General features: G+C 72.7%; 23 protein-coding genes, 2 pseudogenes and 1 riboswitch. Of the genes and pseudogenes, 17 read left to right on the forward strand and 8 right to left on the reverse strand.

All coding sequences use genetic code 11. The annotated features are described in order from the left end of the window. The 6 genes from DY218_RS09440 to DY218_RS09465 form a co-directional block, all read left to right on the forward strand. A partial coding sequence (locus tag DY218_RS09440; protein WP_233521448.1) for a LacI family DNA-binding transcriptional regulator occupies nt 1-1074 on the forward strand: 1074 nt, incomplete at its 5' end. Between the two features lie 76 nt (nt 1075-1150). Further along, a complete protein-coding gene (locus DY218_RS09445) occupies nt 1151-2761 on the forward strand; it encodes an FAD-dependent oxidoreductase (RefSeq protein ID WP_128555479.1) in 1611 nt (536 codons plus the stop codon). A 136-nt stretch (nt 2762-2897) separates the two neighbouring features. After that, nucleotides 2898-5027 carry a hydantoinase/oxoprolinase family protein gene (locus DY218_RS09450; protein ID WP_128555480.1) on the forward strand — a complete coding sequence of 710 codons (2130 nt, stop codon included), beginning with the start codon at nt 2898-2900 and terminating at the stop codon, nt 5025-5027. Then, nucleotides 5024-5644: a hypothetical protein gene (locus DY218_RS09455; protein WP_407703591.1), complete on the forward strand. Its 621-nt coding sequence runs from the start codon at nt 5024-5026 to the stop codon at nt 5642-5644. Before DY218_RS09450 ends, DY218_RS09455 begins: the two co-directional genes overlap by 4 nt. 4 nt (nt 5645-5648) lie before the next feature. Further along, nucleotides 5649-6929, forward strand: a complete 1281-nt coding sequence (locus DY218_RS09460; RefSeq protein WP_128555481.1) for a TRAP transporter large permease subunit — start codon at nt 5649-5651, stop codon at nt 6927-6929. A gap of 64 nt (nt 6930-6993) precedes the next feature. Then, nucleotides 6994-8028, forward strand: a complete 1035-nt coding sequence (locus tag DY218_RS09465) for a glycoside hydrolase family protein (protein ID WP_128555482.1) — start codon at nt 6994-6996, stop codon at nt 8026-8028. A gap of 28 nt (nt 8029-8056) precedes the next feature. Here DY218_RS09465 and DY218_RS09470 read toward each other — a convergent pair. Then, nucleotides 8057-8679, reverse strand: a pseudogene (locus DY218_RS09470) (response regulator transcription factor). 10 nt (nt 8680-8689) lie between these two features. Then, a complete protein-coding gene (locus DY218_RS09475) occupies nt 8690-9856 on the reverse strand; it encodes a sensor histidine kinase (RefSeq protein ID WP_233521449.1) in 1167 nt (388 codons plus the stop codon). A 135-nt stretch (nt 9857-9991) separates the two neighbouring features. Between DY218_RS09475 and DY218_RS09480 the strand changes: the two genes are divergently transcribed. The 5 genes and pseudogenes from DY218_RS09480 to DY218_RS09505 all read left to right on the forward strand — a co-directional run bounded on the left by DY218_RS09480 (nt 9992) and on the right by DY218_RS09505 (nt 12806). After that, entirely contained in the window at nt 9992-10198 is a 207-nt protein-coding gene (locus DY218_RS09480) for a hypothetical protein (RefSeq protein WP_128555483.1), read from the forward strand. 60 nt (nt 10199-10258) lie between these two features. Next, a riboswitch (guanidine-III (ykkC-III) riboswitch) is annotated at nt 10259-10326 on the forward strand. Between the two features lie 10 nt (nt 10327-10336). Then, nucleotides 10337-10651, forward strand: a complete 315-nt coding sequence (locus DY218_RS09485; RefSeq protein ID WP_128555484.1) for a DMT family transporter — start codon at nt 10337-10339, stop codon at nt 10649-10651. Between the two features lie 24 nt (nt 10652-10675). Further along, complete coding sequence (locus DY218_RS09490; protein WP_407703593.1) at nt 10676-11575, forward strand: aminoglycoside phosphotransferase family protein; 900 nt, start codon at nt 10676-10678, stop codon at nt 11573-11575. Nucleotides 11576-11689: 114 nt separating this feature from the next. Then, nucleotides 11690-12220, forward strand: coding sequence for a hypothetical protein (locus tag DY218_RS09495; protein ID WP_128555486.1), 531 nt, complete (start codon nt 11690-11692; stop codon nt 12218-12220). Between the two features lie 339 nt (nt 12221-12559). After that, nucleotides 12560-12806 (forward strand): annotated as a pseudogene (locus tag DY218_RS09505) (hypothetical protein). A 10-nt stretch (nt 12807-12816) separates the two neighbouring features. Here the strand turns inward: DY218_RS09505 and DY218_RS09510 are convergent. From DY218_RS09510 to DY218_RS09520, 3 genes are all read right to left on the reverse strand, one after another. Continuing rightward, nucleotides 12817-13821: a zinc-binding dehydrogenase gene (locus tag DY218_RS09510; RefSeq protein WP_128555488.1), complete on the reverse strand. Its 1005-nt coding sequence runs from the start codon at nt 13819-13821 to the stop codon at nt 12817-12819. Nucleotides 13822-13963: 142 nt separating this feature from the next. Further along, the gene (locus tag DY218_RS09515; RefSeq protein WP_128555489.1) at nt 13964-15127 is read right to left on the reverse strand and encodes an FAD-dependent oxidoreductase; all 1164 of its coding nucleotides are present in this window, start codon (nt 15125-15127) and stop codon (nt 13964-13966) included. Nucleotides 15128-15325: 198 nt separating this feature from the next. After that, nucleotides 15326-15832 (reverse strand): nuclear transport factor 2 family protein, encoded by a 507-nt coding sequence (locus DY218_RS09520; RefSeq protein ID WP_128555490.1) that lies wholly within the window; start codon nt 15830-15832, stop codon nt 15326-15328. A gap of 204 nt (nt 15833-16036) precedes the next feature. Here DY218_RS09520 and DY218_RS09525 point away from each other — a divergent pair, with 204 nt between their 5' ends. Together DY218_RS09525 and DY218_RS09530 are read left to right on the forward strand one after the other, a co-directional pair. After that, the gene (locus DY218_RS09525) at nt 16037-16924 is read left to right on the forward strand and encodes a LysR family transcriptional regulator (RefSeq protein WP_128555491.1); all 888 of its coding nucleotides are present in this window, start codon (nt 16037-16039) and stop codon (nt 16922-16924) included. Between the two features lie 93 nt (nt 16925-17017). Next, nucleotides 17018-17710, forward strand: a complete 693-nt coding sequence (locus DY218_RS09530) for a pentapeptide repeat-containing protein (RefSeq protein WP_233521450.1) — start codon at nt 17018-17020, stop codon at nt 17708-17710. A gap of 31 nt (nt 17711-17741) precedes the next feature. Here the strand turns inward: DY218_RS09530 and DY218_RS09535 are convergent, their stop codons facing one another. The 3 genes from DY218_RS09535 to DY218_RS09545 form a co-directional block, all read right to left on the reverse strand. After that, nucleotides 17742-18239: a hypothetical protein gene (locus tag DY218_RS09535; RefSeq protein ID WP_128555493.1), complete on the reverse strand. Its 498-nt coding sequence runs from the start codon at nt 18237-18239 to the stop codon at nt 17742-17744. Nucleotides 18240-18493: 254 nt separating this feature from the next. Further along, on the reverse strand, nt 18494-19105 hold the full coding sequence (locus DY218_RS09540) for a response regulator (protein WP_128555562.1): 612 nt from the start codon (nt 19103-19105) through the stop codon (nt 18494-18496). 95 nt (nt 19106-19200) lie between these two features. Next, entirely contained in the window at nt 19201-20544 is a 1344-nt protein-coding gene (locus DY218_RS09545; protein WP_128555563.1) for a sensor histidine kinase, read from the reverse strand. Nucleotides 20545-20873: 329 nt separating this feature from the next. Between DY218_RS09545 and nshR the strand changes: the two genes are divergently transcribed. From nshR to DY218_RS09565, 4 genes are all read left to right on the forward strand, one after another. Beyond that, on the forward strand, nt 20874-21680 hold the full coding sequence (nshR, locus tag DY218_RS09550) for an NshR/TsnR family 23S rRNA methyltransferase (protein ID WP_128555494.1): 807 nt from the start codon (nt 20874-20876) through the stop codon (nt 21678-21680). Between the two features lie 293 nt (nt 21681-21973). Continuing rightward, a complete protein-coding gene (locus DY218_RS09555; RefSeq protein WP_128555495.1) occupies nt 21974-22531 on the forward strand; it encodes a GlcG/HbpS family heme-binding protein in 558 nt (185 codons plus the stop codon). A 116-nt stretch (nt 22532-22647) separates the two neighbouring features. Then, nucleotides 22648-23859: a YncE family protein gene (locus tag DY218_RS09560; RefSeq protein WP_128555496.1), complete on the forward strand. Its 1212-nt coding sequence runs from the start codon at nt 22648-22650 to the stop codon at nt 23857-23859. A gap of 61 nt (nt 23860-23920) precedes the next feature. After that, nucleotides 23921-25420 (forward strand): M1 family metallopeptidase, encoded by a 1500-nt coding sequence (locus DY218_RS09565; RefSeq protein WP_128555497.1) that lies wholly within the window; start codon nt 23921-23923, stop codon nt 25418-25420. Nucleotides 25421-25464 lie beyond the last annotated feature (44 nt).

Consider the following 25464-nt stretch of genomic DNA (forward strand, 5'->3'; position numbering starts at 1 on the left):
CGGCCCGGCCGCGCGCCTGCGCCCGCGGGGCGGACCGGGCGGCCGCGGCAGGCGGAGGTCGCGCGGCTCGCCGGGGTCTCGCAGACCACGGTCTCGCTGGTGCTTGGCGGCAAGAAGCAGGGCCCGTCCATCTCGGACGAGACCCGGCAGAAGGTGCTCGACGCGGCCGGCCGCCTCGGCTACGTACCGGACCCGGCCGCCCGCAGCCTCGCCGCCGCGCGCAACGACCTGCTCGGCGTCTTCAGCTTCACCGCCACCTTCCCCACGGATGTGCAGCACTCGTACTACCCGTTCCTGGTCGGCGTGGAGCAGGAGGCGGCCGCGCGCGGCTACGACCTGGTGCTCTTCACCGGTTCCAGCACCGGCGGCGCCGGGGCCGGCAGTCAGGCGCTGCGCCGGGCCCGGCTCGCGGACGGCTGTCTGTTCCTCGGCCGGCACGCGCCGGCCGCCGAGCTGCGCCGGCTCGTCGCGGACGGCTTCCCGGTCGTCCACCTGGGCCGCCGCGACGAGTTGGAGGGCCTGCCCTGGGTCGGTGCCGACTACGTCAGTGCCAGCCGCGAGGTGGTGGAGCGGCTGGCCGAGCAGGGCCACCGGCGGATCGTCCTGGTCCGTGAGGACGACGAGGCGCCCGCCTCCACCGACCGTGAACAGGGCTTCAGGGAAGGCCTCGAGGGCGCGGGCCTGCCGTCAGGACCCGATGCCGTGGTGCGCTGCGGCGACCCGGAGCAGGACCTGACGCCGGAGCGGCTGCGCGAGTGGCTCGCGGACGGTGTCACCGCGTTCGTGGCCGAGGAGACCGACACCTCCGCCGTCTGGCGTGCGCTGCTCGCGGCCGCCGGCAAGGCGGGCCTCGACTGCCCCGGAGACGTGTCGCTCGCCCTGCTCGGCAGCCCGCCGCCCGATCTGCGCGAGCAGCCCGTGCCCACCGGGTTCGACATCCCGCGGGCCCGGCTCGGCGCCGCCGCCGTACGGCTGCTCGCCGCCCTCGTCGCCGGCGAGGAGGCCGACGAACCGCTGGTGGCCTGCACATATCGCCCCGGCGCCACGTCGGGACCACCGCCCGAAGCCCGTTGACGTACGACAACTCCCGCACCTCGCACAGCACTTCACCCCGCACCCCGCACAGCACGTCGCAAGGAGAACCGAACCCGTGACACCCGAACCTGACATCCTCATCGTCGGCGCAGGCCTCGGCGGCGTCGCCGCCGCCCTCGCCGCCTGCCGGGCCGGGCGGACCGTGGTCCTCACCGAGGAGACCGACTGGGTCGGCGGCCAGCTGACCTCGCAGGCCGTACCGCCCGACGAGCACCCCTGGGTCGAGCAGTTCGGCACCACCGCCTCGTACCGCAGCATGCGCGAGTCGATCCGGGACTACTACCGGCAGTGGTACCCGATGCGTTCCGAGGCCTCGGCGCTCGACCATCTGAACCCGGGCGCCGGCCGCGTCAGCAAGCTCTGCCACGAGCCGCGCGTCGCGCTCGCCGTCCTCGAGGGCATGCTCGCCCCGCACCGCGCGTCCGGCCGGCTCACCCTGCTGACCGAGCACGCACCGGTCGCCGCCGAGGCCGATAACGATGTCATCCGCTCGGTCACCCTGGAGAACCTGCGCGACGGCGAGCGGATCACCATCCCCGCGCGCTACGTCATCGACGCCACCGAGACCGGCGAGCTGCTCGAACTGGGCGGCGTGGAGCATGCGTTGGGCGCCGAGTCGCGCGCCGAGTTCGGCGAGCCGCACGCGCCCGAGGAGGCGCAGCCGCTGAACCAGCAGGGCATCACCGTCTGCTTCGCGCTCTCCCACCACGAGGGCGAGAACCACGTCATCGAGCGCCCCATGGACTACGACTTCTGGCGCTCGTACCAGCCGGACTTCTGGCCGGGGCCGCTGCTCGGCTTCCTCGCGCCCGACCCGCGCTCCCTGGAGTCCGTGCCGCGTACGTTCGTACCGAACCCGGAGGTCGACCCGCTCGCCGTCAACGCCGACCAGAGCGCGGACGCGGGCGACAAGGAGCTGTGGGGCTTCCGCCGCATCCTGGCCAGGAAGCTGCACCGCCCGGGCGCCTTCGACTCGGACATCACGCTTGTCAACTGGCCGCTGAACGACTACTGGCTGAAGCCGCTGATCGGCGCGGGCAAGGAGGTCTCGGCCCAAGCGGTCGCCGAGGCACGGCAGTTGTCGCTCTCCGTCCTGTACTGGCTGCAGACCGAGGCGCCCCGCGAGGACGGCGGCAAGGGCTTCCCGGGGCTGCGGATCCGCCCCGACATCACCGGCACCGCGGACGGCCTGGCGAAGGCGCCGTACGTCCGCGAGTCCCGCCGTATCAAGGCCGTCACCACGGTCACCGAGCAGGACGTGGCCGTCGACGTGGTCGGCACGCACGGGCGCACCCGCTACCGGGACTCGGTGGGCGTGGGCAGCTACCGGATCGACCTGCACCCGTCGACCGGCGGCGACAACTACATCGATGTCGGCTCGGTGCCGTTCGAGATCCCGCTCGGCGCCCTGGTGCCGCGCCGGGTCCGCAATCTGCTGCCGGCCGGCAAGAACATCGGCACCACGCACATCACCAACGGCTGCTACCGGCTCCACCCGGTGGAGTGGAACATCGGCGAGGTCGCGGGCGCCCTCGCCGCGCACTGCCTGAGCGAGGCGGTCGAGCCGCGCCAGGTGCAGGCCGAGGACAAGCGGTTCGAGGAGTTCGCCCGGCTGCTCGACCGCGAGGGAGTACAGCGCCACTGGCCCGACGTACGGGGCTACTGAATTCGGCGCCCGGACGCCACTGGTACGGCTCCACCCGTACCCGCAGTCCGGCGCCGGCTGCCGGGTGGGACAGCTCCACCTGTCCCACCCGGCCCGCCCGCGCACGTGCCACACCCGCACAAGGAGGTGCCCTGACATGACCACCCACCGCATCCGCGTCGGCATCGACGTGGGCGGAACCTTCACCGACGCCGTGGCTGTGGACGCCACGTCCCTGGAGTTGCTCGGCCAGGTGAAGGTCCCCACCAGCCACCACCACGAGGACGGCGTCGCGCACGGCATCGTGGAAGCTCTCGGCCGGCTCTTGGAGGAGACCGGCCGCGCCCCGGAGGACGTCGCCTTCCTGGCGCACGGAACGACTCAGGCTACCAACGCCCTTCTGGAGGGCGATGTCGCCACCGTCGGTCTGATCGGTATCGGGACCGGACCGAGCGCCTTCCTCACCCGCCGCCTCGGCGCACTCGGCAAGCTCGAACTCACCCCCGGCAAGCGGCTCCCGCTGGCCTACGCACATGTCGCCGACCCCGGCGACCGGGCCGCCGTGCAGCGCGCCGCCGATGCCCTGGTCCAGGACGGCGCCGAGGTCCTGGTGGCCAGCGAGCCGTTCAGCGTCGACCGTCCCGAGGGCGAGGAGGCGGTGCGCGAGGCGGCCCGCGGGCACGGCCTTCCGATGACCGCGGCACACGAGATCACCTCGCTCTACGGGCTGCACAAGCGCACCCGTACCGCCGTGGTGAACGCGGCGATCCTGCCGCGGATGCTGGCCACCGCGGACCTGGTCGACGCGTCCATCACCAAGGCCGGGGTGACCTCGCCGCTGATGGTGATGCGCTGCGACGGCGGTGTGATGTCCCTGGACGAGATGCGGCGCAGGCCGCTGCTCACGGTGCTGTCCGGGCCGGCCGCCGGGGTCGCGGGCGCGCTGATGCAGGAGCGGATCAGCGAGGGCGTCTTCCTGGAGACCGGCGGTACGTCCACCGACATCAGCGTGGTGCGGCGCGGCAAGGTCGCCGTCCAACATGCCACGATCCTCGGCAAGAAGTCGTATCTGAACGCCCTGGACGTACGGACCGTGGGCGTCGGCGGCGGCTCGATGGTGCGGATCGGCGGCGGCAAGGTGACCGGGGTGGGGCCGCGCAGTGCGCACATCGCCGGTCTGCCGTACGCCTGTTTCGCGACCGCGGACGATCTGCGGGACGCCACCGTCGCCACGATCAGGCCGATGGCGGACGACCCCGCCGACTACGCGGTGCTCGACGCCGCCGGCGGCCGCTTCGCGATCACCATGACCTGCGCGGCGAACGCGCTCGGCCGGGTCCCCGAGGGCGACTTCGCCCGCTGCGACCGGGACGTGGCGCGGGCCGCGATCGCACCGCTCGCCGCGCAGCTCGGCACGGACGTCGACGACGCCGCGGCGAAGATCCTGGACGCGGGTACGGCGCAGGTGCGCACGGTCGTGGACGCGATGGTCCGCGACTACCGCCTCGACAAGGACACCGCCGTACTTGTGGGCGGTGGCGGAGGCGCGGCCTCCGTCACCCCGCATCTGGCCGCGGTCAGCGGTGTCGAGGGCCGGATCGCCAAGCACAGCGAGGTGATCAGCCCGATCGGCGTGGCCCTCGCCCTGGTCCGCGAGCAGATCGAGCGGATCATCCCGGGTGCCGGGCAGGAGCAGATCCTCGGCGTACGGGCGGAGGCGGAGGCCGCGGTCGTCGCGCAGGGTGCGGCGGCCGAGGGCGTCGAGGTCGAGGTGACCGTGGACCCGCAGACCAGCACGGTGCGGGCGGTCGCCACCGGCGCCACCGAGCTGCGCACCCAGGACCGGGCGCACCGCGCCGACGACGACGAGCGCCTGCGTACCGCCGCCGCCAGCCTGAAGACCGACGCCTCCGCGGTCGAGGTGCTCGCCGGCACTCCGGCGCACACGGTCTACGGCACCGAACTGCGGCGCCGGATGCGGGCCACCCGCCGCCCCGTGCGGATCGTGGACGCCGACGGTGTGGTCCGGCTGCACGTCGCCGACGCCCATGTGGAATCCACGACCGTCGCCGATGCGCCGAGTGTCCTGGCCCGCCTGGTCAAGGAGAAGACCTCCTACGGCGACGGCGGCGTACGGGCGCCCGCGGTGCGGCTGCTGCTCGGCTCACGGATCGCCGACCTCTCCGGCGTACTGGAACCGGAACCGCTGCTCGCGCTCGCACGCGGCGAACTGCGCGCGCGGCTCGGCAGCGAGCCGGTGGTGGCGGTCGTCGAGGTGCGGTCGTGACGGCGGGGGTGCGCGAGGTGGGCACCGACCTGGACGAGGTGGGCACCGATCTGGACACCGCCGACGACATCGACCTCGCGGTACGGCTGCTGGCCGGCACGCCCACGCACGAGGCCCGCGACCCGGAGCTGCTGCGCCAATGGGCGTACGCCGCCGACGAGTTCGGGTCCGCGCTGCCGGCCACCGACCTCGACTCCGACTTCCACGCCGAGATCGTCGAGCGCACCGACGGACTCGAGCTCGGCCTGATCGCCCGCTACCGGTCGCGGCCCCGGCCCACCGTCGAGCTGTTCACCGACACCCTGGACGCCGCCGAGGCACTGATCGACGCACGCGGCTGGCGGCACTGGTACCCGCCGGGCTCCCCGCGCGCCGCCGCCCTCGCCCACGAGGCCGTGCACGAGCGGCTGCACCACGGCCCGGACCGCGACGCACTCAGGCGCGCGCTCGGCCATGTGGTCCTGAGAGCCGGCCGGTTCACCCGGTACGGCCATGTGGCGGGCGCCGAGGAGATCGCCGCGCACGCGTACGCCCGCACCGTCTGCGGCCTGGGCCGCAGCCCCCTGCACCTGACGGCCGCGCTCGCCGACGCGGTCGCCCGAAGAGAAGTGAAGTGACGTCATGGGCGTTGTCATCCTCATCATCATGGCGGCCGGAGTCGCCGCCATGCTCACCCGCAAACTCCCCACCGCCTTCGCCCTGGTGCTGCTCGGCGTCGCCATCGCGGTCGTCGCCGGAGCGTCCTTCACCGGCAAGGAGAGCGTCCTGGACACGGTCCTCCAGGAGGGCTCGCCGATGCTCGCCTCGACGATGATCGCGGTGCTGCTCGGTTCCTGGCTCGGCAAGCTCCTCGACGAGACGGGCATCGCAGGCACCATCGTCCGCAAGATCGTCGAATTCGGCGGCGACCGGCCAACTGTCGTGGCTCTGGGCGTACTCGGCGTCTCGGCTCTCATCGGTACGGTCACGGGCTCGGCGCCCGCCGCGATGCTCGCCGGCATCATCGGCATCCCCGCGATGATCGCCGTGGGCATCCCCAAGGTCACCGCGGCCGGCACCATCCTGATGGGCATCGCCGTCGGTGTGCCCTTCGAGCTGCCGATCTGGCAGTTCTTCTCCACGGCGCTCGATCTGCCGGTGCCGCAGGTGCGCGACTTCATGGTGAAGCTGTTCCCGTTCGCCCTGGTCGCCGCGGTCGCCTACGTACTGATCGAGTCCCGGCGGCGCGGAGTCGAGCACACCTGGTCCCTCAAGTCGGCCTCCGCGGCCCCGACTTCACGCCGTGAGCGGCTCGGCGACGCACCCTGGTACGCGCTGATCACCCCTGTGATCCCGCTGATCCTGGCCCTCGGCTTCGAGCTCGCCATCATCCCCTCCCTCCTCGCCGGCGTGCTCTACGCACTGATCACCACGACCCGGCCGCGCGAGATGAACAAGCGCCTGCTGCGCACCCTGTACGGCGGCTTCGAGGTGGCCGCCCCGCCGATCGCCCTCTTCATCGCCATCGGCATCCTGCTCGCCGCCGTCCAACTTCCCGGCGCCATCGAGGCGTTGGAGCCGCTGGTGAAGGCGGTCAGCCCGCAGAACCCGGTGCTGTTCGTGCTGGTCTTCACCCTGCTCGTGCCGCTGTGCCTGTACCGCGGCCCGCTCAATGTGTACGGCCTCGGCGCGGGCATCGCCGGCGTCCTCATCGCGGCCGGCATCTACCCGGCGGTCGCGGTGCTCGGCATCGCCGCCTCGTACAACCAGGTCTTCGGCGTCGCCGACCCGACCAGTACGCAGACCGTGTGGAGCGCCCAGTACGCGGGGGTGAGCCCGCAGCAGGTGATGATCCGCACCCTGCCGTACGTGTGGGCGGTCGCCCTCGGCGGCTTCTGCGTCACCGCGGCCGCGCATCTGTGAGCGATCCGCAACCACCTCGATCCACTCGCCCGCATGACCCCAACTCCCGGGACGGAGAACGGACATGAACGAGCACCACGAGCCGCAGCACCAGCACAGCGCCACCCGCCCCTTCGGCCGCCGCACCCTGCTGCGCGGCGCCGCCGCCACCGGCACGGTCCTCGCGGTCGGTGCCACCGTGGCCCCGAGCGCGGCGGCCGCCCCCGGCGGCTTCCCCGACTACACGTACGTCAAGACCCTGCTCAAGCCCTCCGACCTGAAGTACAACCCCACCGGCGAGATCATCTTCCCGTGCATCCGCGGCGCCGAGGGCCGCGTCCCGGGCGCGCTCGGCCGCTACTACCTCTACTACGCGCCGCACGACGCCCCCGGTGGCATCTGCCTGGCGTACGGCGACTCCCTCGAGGGCCCCTTCACCGAGTACCCGCACAACCCGATCGTCTCCAACGTCTGGTCCCCGCACTACGACGTCAGCCATGTCTCGTCCCCGCACGTGCTGTGGAACGAGGACGCGCAGGAGATGTGGCTGTACTTCCACGGCGAGAACACCACGACCCGCCTCGCCCGCTCCAAGAACGGCATCGACTTCACGTACGACCGCACGGTCCTCACCACCGCCATGCAGCCGCCCGGCACCACGGAGACCTCCTACGCCCGGGTCTTCCGGCACGACCTGCCGGACCGCGGCGCCCGCTATGTGATGCTCTTCATGCTGAACAACGCCTCCAACCACCGTGACATCGGCTGGGGTTGGTCCGCGGACGGCCTGTCCTGGACCTTCGACCAGACCCCGCTGGTGCGGCACTCGGACGTCGGCGCCCAGGACATCGGCGCCCCGCACCTGCTCACCCGGGGCGGCACCGCGTACGTCGTCTACCACTGCGACAAGGGCAGTGGCGGCAACATCCTCATCACCGAGGTCGGCGCCGACTTCTCCCGCCGCGAGCACCTCGGCATCCTCCACGAGTCCATGGACGAGGACCCGGACGACGGCCGCTCCGCGGCACCCAGCTTCGGCACCGAGGACGGCGTGCCGTACATGGTCTACGAGGCGGGCGAGCGCTTGAGCGGGGCGATCGCGCTGGCGCGCGGGAAGTAGGGGCGCCCGGCGTCGCGGAGGGCCGGGGTCAGGGTCGCCCCGGCACCTCCCCGGCCTCCTGCACGAGCAGCGCGATCTGCACCCGGCTGGTCAGGTCCAGTTTGGCCAGGACGCGGGAGATGTGCGTCTTGACGGTCGGGACCGACAGGTGGAGGTCCGCGGCGATCTGCGCGTTCGAGCCGCCGCCCGTGACCGCCACGGCCACCTCGCGCTCGCGACCGCCACGGCCACCTCGCGCTCGCGGTCGCCGAGCCGCGCGAGCCGCTCACGGGCGTGGTCGGCCCGCGCGCTTCTGCTGCGGCCCGCCCCCGCGGCCACCTGGTCGATGAGCTGCCGGGTCACCTCCGGCGAGAGCACCGGATCGCCGGCCGCGACCCTCCGTACCGCCGTCACGATCTCCTGCGGGGGCATGTCCTTCACCACGAAGCCCGCGGCTCCCGCGCGCAGCGCCTCGGCGGCGGCGAGGCCGTCCACGCCGGGCATCCGGATGTCCATCAGGACGACGTCGGGGGAGTGCCGGGCCACCAGCGGCCCCACCTCGGCGCCGTCGCCCGCCTCCGCCACGACCTCGATGTCCGGCGCACCGGCGAGCATCAGGCGCAGCCCGGAGCGGACGAGCGGGTCGTCGTCGACCAGGAGTACGCGGATCATCGCGGTCACGTCATGCGCTCTCGTCCGGGGCGTCCGCCGGCGCACCGTCCCAGGGCAGCCGGGCGCGCAGTACGAACGTCCCGTCCTCCGGGCCGTGTTGCAGCTGCCCGCCGGCCAGCGCGGCGCGCTCGCCGAGCCCGATCAGGCCCTGCCCGGCGCCGGGGATGCCGGCGCCGGAGCCGTCGGCCACGGGATTGGCCACCTCCACCGTCAGGCCCTCGCCGGGGCCGCCGGACACGGTGACCGTGACCCGCTCGCCGGGGGCGTGCTTGCGGGCGTTGGTCAGGCCCTCTTGGACGACGCGGTACGCGGCGCGCTCGGCTGCGGCCGCGAGCGTGCCGGTGCCGCACTCCGGGCCGCGGTACGTGACGTCCGCGCCGGCCTCCCGGGACTCGGCGACCAGGCGGTCGATGTCCCGCAGCGTCGGCTGCGGCCGGCCCGTCCCGCCGGCTCCCCCGACGGACGGCGCCCTCAGCACCCCGATCACCTCGCGCAGGTCCTGCAGCGCCCGGTGCGCGCTGTCGCGGATCACCCCGGCCGCCTGCCGTACCTCCGCCTTGGACGCGTCCTGATTGAACTCGAGCGCCCCTGCGTGCACGCTCAGCAGCGAGAGCCGGTGGGCCAGCACATCGTGCATCTCGCGGGCGATCTCCTCGCGGGCCAGGCGACCCGCCTCGGCGGCGGCCCGCTCCTCGACCGAGGCGATCAGCTGCCGGCGCTTGCGTACGTACAGGCCCCAGCCGATCGAGCCCGCGATCAGCGCGAAGTACGTCAGGGCGGAGCCGGTCCGCGGGTCGTCCGTCTGCGGGTTCCGCGCGAGGAACAGGACGAACGGCACGGCGACCGCCGCCGAGACCCACGCCGTCGACCGCAGCGGCCGGTGCGCGGCCACGGTGAACATCGCCACCACCGTCGCGCCGCCCATGAAGTGGAACGGATTCCCCAACACCAGCAGCGCGAGGGCCAGTTGCACGGGCCACCGCCGCCGCAGGAACACCGCGGCACACCCCAGCGCCCCCACCACCTGGTCGACGACCAGGGCCTGGCGCGACATGTCCTCGTCGAGATGCACCGAGTCCGCCGAGAGCACCGCGAAGGCGGCCGCGAAGAGAAAGAACCCGATATCGGCGTACCAGTCGCGGCGCGTCCGCGGGGTCCGCATGGCAGGGGTCCACATGGGACGAACCTACGTCCCGCCCGGCCCCCGGGACCGCGCCCGCACCCCGGGCCGATACTTTCGGACGACACCCGCCCGCCGACCGTAGACCGATGGACGACAGCGCCCCCGACCTGGCCTTCCTAGCCTGACGGCATGAAAGGCATCCTGGGCTTCCTCAGCTTCCTGCTCCTCTTCGGCGGCCTGCAGGGCATCGTCCACGAGGCATTCGACGTCTGGATCCCCTTCATGGGCTTCCTCCGCTTCCTCTACGCCGACGGCTACGAGATCTTCATCAGCCTCACCCTCCTCGTCCTCGGCGCGGCGCTCGCCGCGGCGGCGTCCAGGGCGCCTGCTTCCTGACGGCCGGGGGCGGGCTGCTGGGCGTGATTGCCGCTCCCGCGCGGGGTGTGAGACCTTGGTGGGGAGCCCCCGACCAGGGGCTTCCGGACGAGGGGTGCCGTACCCGGTGTGCGACAAGACGGCCCGTGGAGGGCTGTCATGGCATGGCTGATTCTTACTCTGTCCGGACTCATGGAAGCGGTGTGGGCCACCGCGCTCGGCAAGTCCGAGGGGTTCTCGCGGCTCGGGCCGTCCCTGGTCTTCGTCGCCGGCCTCGGCGCGAGCATGGCCGGACTCGCCTACGCGATGCGTGATCTGCCGGTCGGTACGGCGTACGCGGTGTGGGTCGGCATCGGAGCGGTGCTCACCATCGTGTACGCGATGGCCACGGGGTCGGAGGCGGCCTCCCCGCTGAAGATCCTCTTCCTGACCCTGATCGTCGCCAGCGTCATCGGCCTGAAGCTCGCCCACTGAGGCCCCGGGCCGCGGCGGCCTAACATCGGCCCCGTGATCCACGTTCCGGAAGAATTCGCTGCGGCGCAGGTCAAGTACAACGGGGACGCGGGGCGGGCGTTCGTCCGGCAACTTCCTCTGCAAGCACGGGAGTTCTGCGAGCGGTGGGGGCTGCGGGTGACCGGGCCCGCGATGCACGGGGTCGCCGCGCTCGTGCTGCCGGTGGTGCGGGCGGACGGGAGTCGTGCCGCGCTGAAGTTGCAGGTGCTCGACGCGGAGAGCGAGGGGGAGCCGGTCGCGCTGCGCCGGTGGGGCGGTGACGGTGCGGTCCGGCTCCTCGCGCACGACGCACCCACCAACACCCTGCTCCTGGAACGGCTCGACGAGACCCGTCACCTCTCCGCGCTCGACGACTCCCGCGACGCCGTCCGTATCCTCGCCGAACTGCTCGCCCGGCTCACCGCCGTACCCGCACCGCCGGGACTGCGCACCCTCGGCGCCGCGGCCCGCGGCATGCAGGAGCGGCTGCCCGCCGCGCTCGCGCGGGTCGCCGACCGCGAGGCCCGCGCGGTGATCGCCGACTGCGCGGCCGCCGTACGGGAGGTCGCGGACGAACCCGGCGACCGGCTGCTGCACTGGGATCTGCACTACGACAACGTGCTCGCCGCCGACCGCGAGCCGTGGCTCGCCATCGACCCCAAGCCGCTCGCCGGAGACCCCGGATTCGACCTGATGCCGGCGCTCGCCAATGATTTCTCGCTCTCCGAGGTCCGGTGGCGTTTCGACTTGATGACCGAGACTCTCGGGCTCGACCGTGAGCGTGCCAAGGCCTGGACTCTCGGCCGCGCCCTGCAGAACCTTCTCTGGAACATCGAGGACGAAGACCCGCTGGATACGGAGCAATTGGCGATCGCCCGAATGTTCCTCGGCCGATGGGGCAGTTGAGTCGTAGCGTGCCTGGAGTGGTCGCTGGTAGCGTCCCGGGCGCACGACCGTAATAGCCGTAAGAACTGCAATGACCAGGCAGTTCCGGGAAGTTGGGGGAACAACTTCGTGAAGATGCGCAACAAAGCGATGTCCGTGATGATTGCCTGCGCCTTGACGGGGGTGGCGGGCGGTACCGCACAGGCGGCTTCGTCGCCCGGCGCCTCGTCCGGCGAGGGGAATGCGATATCCGCATCAGCGCGGTCGAATGCCGCGGGGGATCCCCAGGCGCAGGCGGGCGCGGACGAGATCTGTGCCGTCCTCGGCATCGGCAGCGGCGCGGCCGGCCTGACGAAGGCCCTGGCCAAGGGCGCCTCGTGGGTCGGTATCGGCGCCAGCATCGGGTGCTACGCCTACACCAAGGCGAAGGAGGCGACGCCCGCGCAGAAGCGGGCCGCCATGCTCAAGTCGTACAAGAAGTACCAGGCCATGAGCGCACTGAAGAAGCTCGACGCACTCGGCTACTACTGCCGCAAGGAAGGCGGAGGCGGCGGTGGCGGGACGGACGTCGCCCCGGCGAATTCCGCCTCTGTCGGAACGATGGCCGGATGGCGCACCATCACCATGAAGGGCGTCAAGTACAGCTGCACCGCAATCAGGGACTGAGGAAATCATGGCGAGCCGTGGACCGGGAGATGGAGAGCGAACGCTGTTCGCCGTCGCGCTGGTCGTGGTCAGTCTCCTGTGGATGACACAGGGATTGGCCGCATGGGCAACCGTATTGTGCGTCGTCGGCGCTGTCGCCGGAGCGGTGGGAATTGTCCACTTCGGCCGGCGCTACATGCGCCTGCGGGGCAATTCACACTGAGTCGCATCCGGTGACCGAACTGCCACACAGAAGCACAAGGGCCGCCCGCAGCCTCGGCTGCGGGCGGCGCTCCTGTATCGCGTTCCGACTGCTGCCCGACGATCTCCAGGCCGGCGCCGCGTATTGACGTGCCGGGCATGATCCGTACCGCGGTTGCCGCAGATGTCGCCGAGATTCACGCCATGATCTGTGAACTGGCCGAGCACGAGAAGTCGTTGGACGAGGTCAGGGCCACTCCCGAGCAGTTGAGTGCGGCGCTGTTCGGGGAGCGGCCCGCCGCGTATGCGCACCGAATCGCTGGGCGCCCGGCCGCAGGACGAGTGGCAGGTGTACCGGCTGACGGATGACGCGCTCGCGGAGCTCGGGAAGCAGCGGGCCGCCTGAGGCGGGCCGTTCAGGGTTCCAGGACGACCTTGCCGGTCGTGCCCCGGTTCTCCAGGGCCCGGTGCGCCGCGGCGGCCTCGGCGAGCGGGAAGCGCTGGACGGCGGGGCGCAGGATGCCGTCGGCGGCCGCCGCGAGGGTGGCCAGTTCCAGGGTGCGGACGGGGTTGTCGCCGCCCGCCTTCGCCAGCATCGGCGGGCCGAGCACCTCGGTCTGGGTGATCTTGCGGCGGTCCAGTTCTTCCTGCGGGAGCAGCAGGGCCTCGCCGGTCTGTACGCCCTCGGCGGACCAGCCGAAGACGAGGTGCTCGCCGCCCGGACCGAGCAGGTCGAGGCAGGCGCGGGTGACGTCGCCGCCGACGCCGTCGAAGAGGACGGTGGCGTGGCGTTCGCCGAGGAAGGCGCGTACCTCGTCCGGCCAGCCGGGCTGCGTGTAGTCGACGGCCAGGTCGGCGCCGTTCGCACGGACCGCGGCGACCTTCGCGGGTCCGCCCGCGAGCCCGACGACGGTGGCGCCCGCGTGCTTGGCGTACTGCACGAGCAGGGTGCCGATGCCGCCCGCCGCGGCGGGGATCAGGGCCACCGAGTCGGGGGTGAGCTCGGCGAACTTCAGGATCCCCGTCGTCGTACGGCCCGTGCCGATCAGGGCGACGGCCTCGGCGGCGTCGAGGGACTCGGGAATCTCGTGCAGGCGGTCCGCCTCGGTGACGACGAGCTCGGCATAGCCGCCGGGCTTGAAGCCGATGTGTGCCACGACCCGGCGGCCGAGCCAGGCCGGATCGGTGCCTTCGCCGACCGAATCCACCGTGCCGGCGACCTCGCGGCCGGGGATCGTGGGCAGCGGCGTCGGCTCGGGCGCGGGTCCCTGCATGCCCTCGCGGAGCGCGGCGTCGAGCAGGTGCACGCCGGCGGCCGCGACGGCGATACGGACCTGGCCGGGGCCCGGCACGGGGTCCTCGACCTGCTCGTGCAGCAGATTCTCGGCCGGGCCGTACGAGTGCAGACGGATGGCGTACACGGTGACTCCTCGAAGTCGACGTCGAGCTCGGTATCGGGGCGGCGGGCCGGACACGGGGTCCGGCCGCGAGACCGAGCCTCGTACCTCAAGTGCGATTGAGGTCAAGGAGTGGCCGAGGCGGGACCACGGGCACCGGACCCGATCAGCTCGTGCGTACCTCCCGTTTGGCTGCCGACAGGGCCAGTTCGGCGGCCTGCAGGGCGCTGGTGAAGGAGACCTCGGACAGGACGCCCGGGGCCGCGACCTGGTCGCCGGCCAGGAAGACGCCGTTCCCGCGGTCGATGGCCGGGCGGTCGCGCCAGGTCGTGCCGGGCGGGTCGACGGCGCCGGTGCGGCCGTTCGCGACGGCGTCCCGGCGCCAGGCCGTGCGCTCGCGCCAGCCGGGGAAGCCCAGGTCGAGGAGGGGCTCGGCGCGGCGGAGCCCGTCGGCCTTGGACTCGTCGGGCGCGATCGGGATCTGGCCCTGCAGGAGCTGCTCGCCGGCCGGTGCGAGCGTCGGGTCGGCGGCGCTGAAGCGCTCGATCCAGCCCGGCGCGTCCAGGTCGGAGACGACGAAGGAATCGCCGCCACGCGCGCGTAGCGACAGATCCACGAGCGCCGTGCGGCCGCTGGTCCAGCGCAGGGTGTCGTCGGCGAGGAGGCGGCGGGCGGTCTCCAGATGTGTGGCAACAATGACGGGCCCGTCCTCGGGCAGCCGGTCGACGCGCGCCGAGGTCTCCACCCGTACGCCGAGCGTCCAGGCCCGGTCCGCGAGACGCTCAAGGAACGAACTCCAGCCCCCGCGCGGGTAGTGCGCCTCCGGCGGCAGCTTCGCGGCCCGGCGCAGCCGCTCCTGCACGAAGGCCGCGGACAACGAGCCGGGGTCGTGGTGGAACACCGCGACGGCCACGAAGTGCGCCGCGGCCACGGCCCCTTCCTCACCCACCAGACCGGACGCCCAGCTGTGGAAGTCCTGGTCCACGGGCGCGCGGGTGGCGGGATGCCGGAGCAGCCGCAGCATCGCGAACGGGGGCGTGCGCCGCAGCCGGCCGCCGTGCCGCAGCCGGAAGCGGGTGCCCTCGAGCGGCGGTACCGGCGCCAGCGGGCCGATCAGGTCGCGCTTGTGAAGCCAGGTCCAGTGCGGGCCGCCGTTGTAGAGCGCGTGCGGCCCCTCGTTGGTGCGGTACGGGCCCGCCTGCGAGGTGCGGCCGCGGCCGCCCAGGGTGTGATGGCTCTCGTAAAGGGTGACCCGGGCACCCGCTTCGGCGGCCGTGACGGCCGCCGTGAGCCCGGCGAAACCGCCGCCGATGACGGTGATGCGGTGCATTCTGCGCTCCTAGCGGTCGCTCGTTGGCGTACGGACGCCTGGCCGTTGTACGAGACGCCCGGCCGATGCCCGGGGACACCCGGAGGACGTACGGGCATGCCCCGATGACGTACGGAACGGCGTACGGAGATGTGACGGGCGAAGGGGGTGCGGATGTGACACGGGCCGGCCGGGCGGCGAGGACGGCGGGCGGCGGGGTCAGCCGAAGATGGCGGTGGGATCGCCGGTGTACCAGGTGTTGTCGATGCGCAGGCGGCGGATGAGCCAGCGGTCGCCGTCGCGGACCAGGTCCACGTCGTAGGGGTTCTTCAGGAGTGCGTGCGTACGGCGGTCGGCTACGAGCAGGTGCTGGGCCTCGACCAGGGCGGTGAGCCGTGCGGTGTCACCGTCGATGGAGATCCGCGGGTTGGTGACCTGGTGGGTGGTGTCCACCCGGCCGGTGAACATGGCCAGGATGGTGGTGACGATCGTGTCGCGCCCGACCATCAGCGGCGGCTCCGCGCCCCAGCGGGCGGCGGCCGGACGGAAGTCCAGCTCGGCGTCGGCCGTGAAGGCCGAGGCGAACAGCTCCCGGTCCTCGAGGTCCTGGCCCAGGGCGAAGCGGAGCAGCGCGTCGGTGATCTCCGTACGGTCCCGGAGCTCGGCGAGGGCCGCGGCCGGGGCGTCGGCGGGGGTCGTCAGGGCGCGGTCGAGCGTGACGTACATGATGGTCTCCTGTGCAGGTCGGGTGCGGTCGGGCCGGTTCAGTTCGGGTCGGGCTGCGGTCCGGGCGGCCCGTACCTCCGTGTCCGGTGACGATCATGCTGGGAGCCCGAGGGGCCATCAACGCGCACCTGCGCAACGGTCGTGAAGCCCCGCTCAACGATCGAAGGAAGCCCCGCTCAACGATCGAAGGAGGAGGTGGACGGCGTGCTGGAGCGGCACGAGCTGGACGCGTTCCTGACGCTCGCCGAGGAGCTGCACTTCGGCCGGACGGCCGAGCGGCTGCACGTCTCCACGGCCCGGGTCAGCCAGACCATCGCGAAACTGGAGCGGCGGATCGGTGTCCCGCTGTTCCACCGCACCAGCCGGCGGGTCGAACTCACGCCGGTGGGACGGCAGTTGGAAGAGGAGCTGCGGCCTGCCCGGTCGCTGATCACCGACGCCGTCGAGCGGGCCGTGGACGCCGGACGCGGGGTGACCGGGCTGCTGCGGGTGGCCTTCACCGGGCCGGCGGCGGGCCAGCTCCTGGTCGGCGCCACCCAGGTGTTCCGCGAACGGCACCCCGACTGCGAGGTCCGGATCAGCGAGGCGCGCCTGGCGGACGTGCTGCCGTGGCTGCGTGCCGGCGAGGCCGACATGGCGCTGACCTGTCTTCCGATGCGGGAGGCGGGCATCGTGACGGGGCCCGTCCTGGTGCGTGAGGCGCGGATGCTCGCGGTGCCCGTCGGGCATCCCTTCGCCCGGCGGGCGACCGTCTCGGTCGAGGATCTGGCCCGGGTCACCGTGCTGCAGCTGCCCGAGGCGCTGCCGAGGTCTCTGCGCGAGGACTGTACGCCGCCGCGCACACCCGCAGGCCGGACCGTCACGCCCGGCCCGTCGGCGATGACCCTCAACGAGATGCTGACGCTCGTCGGCGCGGGCGAAGGCGTCTGCGCCGTCGGTGCGCATGCGCGGCGCTACTTCGCGCGGCCGGACGTCGCCTACGTGCCCTTCGCGGACGCCGAACCGGTGGAGTGGGGTCTCGTCCGGCTCGAGGGCGGTGCGTCGGCGCGGGTGCGGGCCTTCGGCGAGGCGGCGCTGAGTCTGGTCGAGTGACCCGGACCGGACCGGCCCGGTGCACGCCTTCGTCGGCGGTCCGTCGCGGTCCGTTGCGGTCCGTTGTCAGTGGTGGGGTTCAAGATGGGGAGCATGGTGACGCGAGGGCGGACGAGCGGTGAGGAGCGGGCGAGGCCGGTGCGGCGGGCGCGGCGGCCGGAGTTGAGGCTTCCGCCGCTGGTTGCGTACGAGGGAGGTCTTGAGCCGGACGGGGACTACGACGGGCGGGAGTTCGCGGGGACGGATCTCGCGGGGCAGCGGGGGGCCGGCTCCCGTTTCCTGGACTGCGTGCTCGACGGCTGCTCCCTCGACGAGACGGAGCTGGGGAACGCCCGCCTGATCGACTCCCGGCTCTCCGGCGTCCGCGGGGTCGGCACGGATCTGGCGGGCGCCGCGCTGCGGGACGTGGAGGTGATCGACGCGCGGCTCGGCGGGGTCCAGCTGCACGGAGCCGTGCTGGAGCGGGTGGTGATCAGGGGCGGGAAGATCGACTTTCTCAACTTGCGCTCGGCCACGTTGAAGGACGTGGTCTTCGAGGGCTGTGTGCTGGCCGAGCCGGACTTCGGTGGGGCGAGCCTGGAGCGGGTCGAGTTCCCGGACTGCACGCTGAGCGGCGCCGATCTCTCCGGCGTCCGGCTCAGCGAGGTGGATCTGCGGTACGCGGCGCGGATCGACATCGCGAGAGGGGTGGACCGGCTGGCGGGTGCGGTGGTGACCCCTGCCCAACTGATGGATCTGGCACCGGCGTTCGCGGCGCAGTTGGGGGTACGGGTGGAGGCGGGGTGAGCGGTCGGGGCCCGGTGGTTGGGGGTCCCGGTCAGATGCGGGGGAAGCGGGCCCTGAGGGTCCACAGGGCGGGGTTGTCCCCGAGGTCGTCGTGCAGGTCGGTCAGGTCGTCCACGAGATCGTGCAGGAAGTCCCGTGCCTCGCGCCGCAGTTCGGCGTGGGCGAAGGCGAGCGGCGCCTCGTCGGCGGGCATCCAGTCCGCCTCGATGTCGACCCAGCCGAAGCGGCGGGTGAACAGCATCCGGTCCGCCGACTCGGTGAAGTCGAGCTCGGCGTGCTGGGGGCGGGAGTCGCGGCTGCCGAGCGGATCGCGGTCGAGCCGCTCGGCGATGTCGCACAGCGCCCAGGCGAAGTCGAGCACCGGCACCCATCCCCAGGCTGTGGACAGCTCCCGGTCCGCCTCCGTGTCGGCCAGATACACGTCCCCGCAGAACAGGTCGTGCCGCAGGGCCCGTACGTCCGCCTGCCGGTAGTCGGTCTGCGGGGGGTCGGGGAAGCGGTTGGAGAGGGCGTAGCCGATGTCGAGCACGTAGGCGATGGTGCCACGGGCCGCGTCCGCGGCTCGCCGGTCCGTTCGGTGCCGATGGCCATTGCTCGTTCCGGCGCCCTACGACCCGCCGCTTCGTTCGGTGCCCCACGGTGTGCCCGCTGGCCGGGCGCTGGAGATGCGCAACAGGTCGTTCACGGCCGAGGCGGCCTCGTCCGACCGATCGCCCTGCACGGCCTCGAAGACCTCGCGCGTTCCCCGTCAGCCGCAAGCCGTTGTCCGTCGTTGTCGGTCGGTCAGGACAGCAGGCGCTGTTCCTTGGCCACGGCGACGGCGCCGGCGCGGGTGTCGACGCCGAGCTTGTCGTAGATCCGGCCGAGATGGGTCTTCACGGTGGCCTCGCTGATGAAGAGGGCGCGGGCGATGTCGCGGTTGCCGAGGCCCTGCGCCAGCTGGGCGAGGATGTCCCGTTCGCGGTCGGTGAGCGACGGCCGGGGGCTGCGCATCCGCGCCATCACGCGGCTGGCGACCGGCGGGGAGAGCGTGGTGCGGCCCTCGGCGGCGGCGTGGATCGCGGCGAACAGCTCTTCGGGCCGCTCCGCCTTCAGGAGATAGCCCGTCGCGCCCGCCTCGATCGCCCGGGTGATGTCGGCGTCTGTGTCGTACGTGGTGAGGACCAGGACGTGCACGCCGGTGCCGGCGATCCGGCGGGTGGCCTCCACCCCGTCGATCCCGGCGCCGAGTTGGAGGTCCATGAGCACCACATCGGGGGAGAGCTTCGCGGCGAGGGCCACGGCCTCCTCACCGGTACCGGCCTCACCGACGATCTCGATCCCCGGCGCACTGCCGAGCAGCGCGAGCAGCCCGGCCCGTACGACCACGTGATCGTCACAGAGCAGCAGCCGCACGGTCGGCGCGGGGGCGCCGGGGGGTGTGGTGGACTCGGCCTGCGGCTGCGGCTGCGGCTGCGAGTCCGGCTGCGGGTCCGGGTCCGGGGTGGCGGTCACTGGGTCTCCTTGGACGAGGCGGCGGGGTCGGACGAGGCGTCGGGTTCGGACGGGGTGCTGCCGGGTCGCGCCGGGGGTGCGTCCGGCGACGCGGCGTCGGCGCGCGGGTCGCGGTGTGGCTCGAGTGGCTGAGGGTGGTCCGGTGGCGTGCTGGCCGTAGGTGGCTGTGGTGGTCGAGGGGCCTCGGATGCGGTGGGTTGCTCCGGTGCGGCCGGGGTGGAGCCAGGGGCGCAGGGCACCGTCGCCGAGACGAACGTCCCCTCACCCGGGCGGGATTCGACGGTCAGCGCGCCGCCCAGCTGCCGGACCCGGGCGCGCATCGCCGGCAGACCGTGCCCACGGGTGGCATCGGACCGGGCGGCGGACGCCGCCTCGGTCTCGGGGCCGGGCTCGAAGCCGCGGCCGTCGTCGGCGATGTCGAGGATCACCTGGTCGTCCAGATAGCTGAGGGTCAGCGCCGCGAACCGGGCGCCCGCGTGCTCCCGTACGTTCGCAAGCGCGCCCTGCGCGATCCGCAGCAGCGCCGACTGCACACGCTCGGGCAGCGCGACGGGCGCGCCGTCCACCCGCACCTGGACGGTCAGCGGCACCGCCCCCGCGGCGCCCACGGTCGCCGACTCGCGCTCGGCGAGCGCGCGCAGCGCCGCCTCGAGGCCGCCGCCCTCGGCCAGATCCGCGGGCGCCAGGTCGTGGACGAAGCGGCGGGCCTCGGCGAGGTTGCGCTCGGCGAAGGACTCCGCCGTACGGACATGGGCGCGGGCCTTGTCCGGATCGCTGTCCCACATCCGGTCGGCGGCCTGCAGCAGCATCTGCTGGCTGGACAGGCCCTGCGCAAGCGAGTCGTGGATCTCCATGGCGAGGCGCTGGCGTTCGGCGAGGGTCCCCTCGCGGCGTTCGGTCGCGGCGATGCGTTCGGACTGGCGCTCGGTGTGCACGAAGACCGCCATGGCGATCGCGGCCACCGCGGGCGGCGCGACCACCAGATTCAGATCGAAGCCGGAGAGCCGGACCTGTGCACCGACCACGAACGCGGTGAGTACGACGACCAGGACGAGCGCCGCACGCCGCGGCAGCGTGCGCAGCCCGGAGTAGAACAGCGGCACCGCACACCAGGCGAAGCTCGGCGCGAGCAGCACCAGGATCACCCAGGCGCCGACGACGGCACCGAGCCAGACGAGACGGCGCCGCGACGGCCCGTTCCCGAGAGCGGGCCCGAGCACGTACAGCATCGCCAGGACCGTCGAGACGATGATCACCCAGCCGGTGGCCGGGGCGCCGGGGTGCCGGATCAGATAGCGGCCCAGCGAGGCGGCGAGCAGCAGAAAGAACGCCGTGTGCATGACGGCGGTCAGCCAGCGCGGGTCGGCGGGCGCGTCGGTGTGCTCGGCGCCGGGTGACGCACTCACCACGCGTCACCGGCCCGGCCGGACAACTCCATGGCGCATCCTCTCGGTGGTACGGGACCTCTCGGCGGTACGGGACCTCTCGGCGGTACGGGCCTCGGCGTACGGGGCGGGCGCCCGCCGGGGGCCGGAGATCGCCGTTCCCAGTGTCTCCCGGAGGCGTTGTCCGCGGCGCAGGAGGAGGCGCCGACCGGGGCCGGGCGCCTCCGGGAAGGGCCGTCCGCGCCGATTCGGGGGCCCGTGCGATCGGCGGTAGGGTGCGGGCCATGGCCAGCCTCGACGTCATCACCGACCGGTCCGACCCCGCCGTGCAGCGGATCGTGGACGTCACGAAGCCCTCGCGTTCGGTGGTCAAGACCGCGCTGATCGAGGACCCGGAGCCGCTGCTGCAGAGCATCCGCGCGGGTCTCGGCTTCATCGAGGTGTACGGCCTGGAGACCACCCCGCTGCCGGCCGAGCTGCTCGACGCCTGCCAGGAGCGGAACATCCCGGTCCGGCTGATCGGCACCGCCGTGGTCAACCAGATCTTCAAGGGCGACAAGAAGCCCAAGGCCTTCGGCATCGTCCGCGTCCCGAAGCCCCGCGGCTTCGCCGATCTGGCCGAGACGACCGGTGACCTGATCGTCCTCGACGGCGTGAAGATCGTCGGGAACATCGGCGCCATCGTGCGCACCGCCTTCGCCCTCGGCGCCGGCGGCATCGTGCTGGTCGACAGCGACCTCGCCACCGTGGCCGACCGCCGCCTGGTCCGGGCGAGCCGCGGGTACGTGTTCTCGCTGCCCGTCGTCCTCGCGACGCGCGACGAGGCGGTGGCCGCGCTGCGCGAGGCGGGCACGCGGCTGGTGTCGTTCCGGGCCGACGGCGCTCTCTCCGTACGGGATCTGCACGACGCCGACGGACGGCTCGCGCTGCTCTTCGGCAGCGAGAAGACGGGTATGTCGGACGACTTCGAGGGCCTCGCGGCCGACTCGGTCTCCATCCCGATCAACCCCGCGGCCGAGTCACTCAACGTCTCGGTGTCCGCGGCGATCGCACTGCACGAGCGCGCGCACCGGAACCTGCCCGCCCGGTAGGCGGTACGCAGTACCGGTTACGCAGTACTGGTTACGCAGTACCGGTTACGCAGTACGCAGGCAGTGGTACGCGGCGGGTGACCGCCGTTCTCCCGGGGACAGCAGCAGGTCGTGGCGCCATCACGGTGCGCCCGCATCAACCGATCGGATGACCCTCCCGTCCACCGAGTCGCGCGCGGAGCGCAGCCGGTACGTCGACGGGTCGGGCCCGGTGGCGGGCCGAGCATTGAGGCAGAGCAAGAAACCGCTCGGCCGGAATCACCGCCGACCCACTCAGATCCAGGAGTTCCACCGTGAAGAAGCTGTCTCTGCGCACCCGTGTCATCACCGGTACCGTCGCCGTCGCCGCCCTCGGGGCCGGCACCTTCGGCGCCGTCTCGGCGAACGCCTCCGCCCCCGAGGCCGCGGCCCCCGCCGCCGTCCGGTCGGATTCCTCGGACCAGAACCTGCAGCAGTCCACCCACCTGACGGCCGCCGCCGCGCAGAAGGCCGCGCAGGCCACTCTCGACGCCGCGAAGAAGGAGAACCAGCGCGTCTCCGTCGCCGTCGTGGACCGCAACGGCAACACCATCCTGACCGTCCGCGGCGACGGCGCGGGCCCGCAGGCCTACGAGGCCGCCGAGAAGAAGGCCTTCACCGCCGTCTCCTGGAACGCCCCGACCTCCGAGCTGGTCAAGCGCCTCGAGGACGCCCCGACCCTGAAGGACATCCCGGGCACCCTCTTCCTCGGCGGCGGCGCCCCGGTCACCGCGAAGGACGCCCCGATCGCGGGCATCGGTGTCGCCGGTGCGCCCAGCGGCGACCTGGACGAGAAGTTCGCCCAGGCGGGCGTCGCGGCACTCGGCAAGTAAGGCGATCACCTGCGGCGGCGGGTGAGCAAGGCCGGGAGCACGACGCGGCACCACACAGCAGCACCACGGCAGTACGACGGCAGCACACGGCACACAGGAGGGCCACGGTGACGATCATGCGTACGACGACGGGAGCGGTCAGGGCCGCCGGGATCGTCACCCTGGCCCTGCTGGCCGCGGTCGGCTGCTCGACAGGTGCGGACGGTGCGGACAGCGCCAACGGCACGGGCGGTACGGGCAGTTCGGCCGGCACGGACGGCAGCTCCCAGGCTGCCGAACGCGCCCCCGAACGCCCCACCGGCGGCCCCGCCCGCACCCCCGAAGACACCCTGCTGCTCACCGACTTCGGCTCGGACACGGTCACCTTCGCCGACCCGGCCGAGGGCGGAAAGGGCGCCTTCGACACCGTCGAGGTGGGCACCGCCCCGTACGGGCTCGCCGTCGGCGACGACGGGCGAGCCTGGGTGGCGACCGCCGAGGGCGTCGCGGTCGTCGACACCGCGAAGCGCGAACGTCTCGCCCTCATCCCGTACGAGACCGAGACCGGCCCCGTCACCACGGGCGAGTACCGCGGCGGCGGCATGGGCATCGCGCTCGCGCCGGACGGCAAGCACGTCTATGTCGGGGTCAACGTCCCAGGCGGCAACGGCACGTTGGAGATCATCGACACCGAAACCCGCGAGGTCACCGACACCGTCGGCACCGGCCGCCGCCCCTTCGACGTGGACGTCTCCCGCGACGGCTCCGAGGTCTACGCGACCAATCACGACTCCTTCGACGTCACCGCGGTGCGCACCGACACCCTGAAGACGCGCCGCTTCGAGGTCGCGCCGTACGGCACCGAGGGCGGACTCGGCTCGTGGCTCAAGCCGCACTATGCGGAGGTGCGCGAGGACGGCCGGCTACTGCTGCCGTTCGAGGGCGAACGCCTCGCCGTACTCGACCCGCGCACCGGCGACGTGGACATCGAGCGCATGACGGCCGACACCCACCAGCACGGCGCCCGGCTCACCCCGGACGGCACCCTCCTCGCGGTCGGCACCGGACCCATCGACCCCGCCGAGGACGAGGGCCCGTCCCTCACCGTGCGGAGCCCCGACGGCGACGAGCGAGTCATCCCGCTGGACGGCCCGCACGAGGACGTGGCGGTCTCCCCGGACGGCGATACGGCCTATGTGACGGGCGGCTTCACCCGGGACGGCTTCTGGGACGGCGTCACCGTCGTCGACCTGGACAGCGGAGACACCCGCCGCCTCCCGGCCGGCCACCGCCCGCTGGGCGCGGCGGTTCTCGGCCCGCCGGCGGACCCCACCGGGGCGCCCTCCTGACCTGCGGGCTCGCCCGGTCCGGTAGGGGGCGGCGCACTCGTACCGGACCTACGATCACGGGATGCCGATCCGCACGATCCGCAAGACCTCCACGACCCGCAAGGCCTCCACGACCCGTACCGGCTTCGTCCTCGCCCTGGCCTGCACGCTCCTGCTCGCCGGCTGCGGTGGGCACGGGGTCGAGGGGAGACCGGGGGCCGCGGGCGCGGACGACCCGTACTTCCCGCGGCTCGGCAATGGCGGCTACGACGTACGGCACTACGATCTCGCGCTCGACTACGACCCCGACTCGGGGCGGCTCGAGGGGAGGGCCGAGGTCACGGCGCGGGCCACCCAGGATCTGAGCGCCTTCAATCTGGATCTGCTCGGCCTGACCGTCCGCTCGGTCACCGTCGACGGCGAGCGGGCGGCCGTGAACCGCACCGGCCACGAACTCACCGTGCGCCCGGCGGACGACCTGAAGGACGGGACGACGTTCGTCACGAAGGTCGACTACGAGGGCGAGCCGCGGACGGTCACCGACGACGACGGTTCGCAGGAGGGCTGGCTGGCGACCGAGGGCGGCGCCCTGGCGCTCGGCGAACCCACCGGCTCGATGACCTGGTTCCCCGGCAACCACCACCCGTCCGACAAGGCCACCTACGACATCGCCCTGACCGTCCCGAAGGGCCTGACGGCAGTGTCGAACGGGGAGTTGAAGGGCGAGCGGACCCGCCGCGGCCGCACCACCTTCACCTGGCGGAGCGCCGAGCCGATGGCGAGCTATCTCGCCACCGTGGCCGTGGGCGACTTCGAGACGAAGCAGTACGTGATCGAACGGCCGGGCGGGAAGCGGGACTCGGACGGCGCGCGGCAGCCGTCCCGGCTGCCGGTGTACACCGCGGTCGAACGCTCAGGGGCCGCCGCGAGCCGCAGGGCGTTGGGCAGGCTCGAGGAGATCGTGCGCTGGCAGGAGGAGCTGTTCGGTCCGTATCCGTTCGGCTCGGCGGGCGCCGTGGTCGGGCGGGCGCAGGATCTGGGGTACGCCCTGGAGACGCAGACCCGGCCGGTCTATCCGGGGCCGCCGGAGACCGAGTTGGTGATCCACGAGATGGCGCACCAGTGGTACGGCAACTCCGTGACGCCGAAGACCTGGCGCGACCTGTGGCTGAACGAGGGCTTCGCCACCTACGCCGAGTGGCTGTGGGAGGAGGAGCACGGCGGCGACTCCGCGCAGCAGACCTTCGACTCGCTCTACTCGGGCGACTTCACCGACGACCCCGACGAGCGGCAGGAGCTGTGGGCCTTCCCGCCGGCCCAACCCCCGTCCGGGGAGCGGCTCTTCGAGACCCCGGTCTATCAGCGCGGGGCGATGGTGCTGCACAAGGTGCGGGGGATCGTCGGCGACAAGGAGTTCCGTGCGCTGCTCCGCGGCTGGGCGTCGAGCCGCAGCCACGCGAACGCCGACACCGGCGACTTCACCGCATACGTCGAGCAGCAGGCGGGCGCCGGCCACCGGGCCGCACTCCGATCGGTCTGGAAGACCTGGCTGTACGGCGACGGCAGACCGGCGAATCCGTAGGGCTCCGGGCGACCACGCGAAGAACCCCGGCCGCGGCGGCCGGG

It is taken from the genome of Streptomyces triticagri, from assembly GCF_003429565.1.
GTDB lineage: Bacteria > Actinomycetota > Actinomycetes > Streptomycetales > Streptomycetaceae > Streptomyces > Streptomyces triticagri.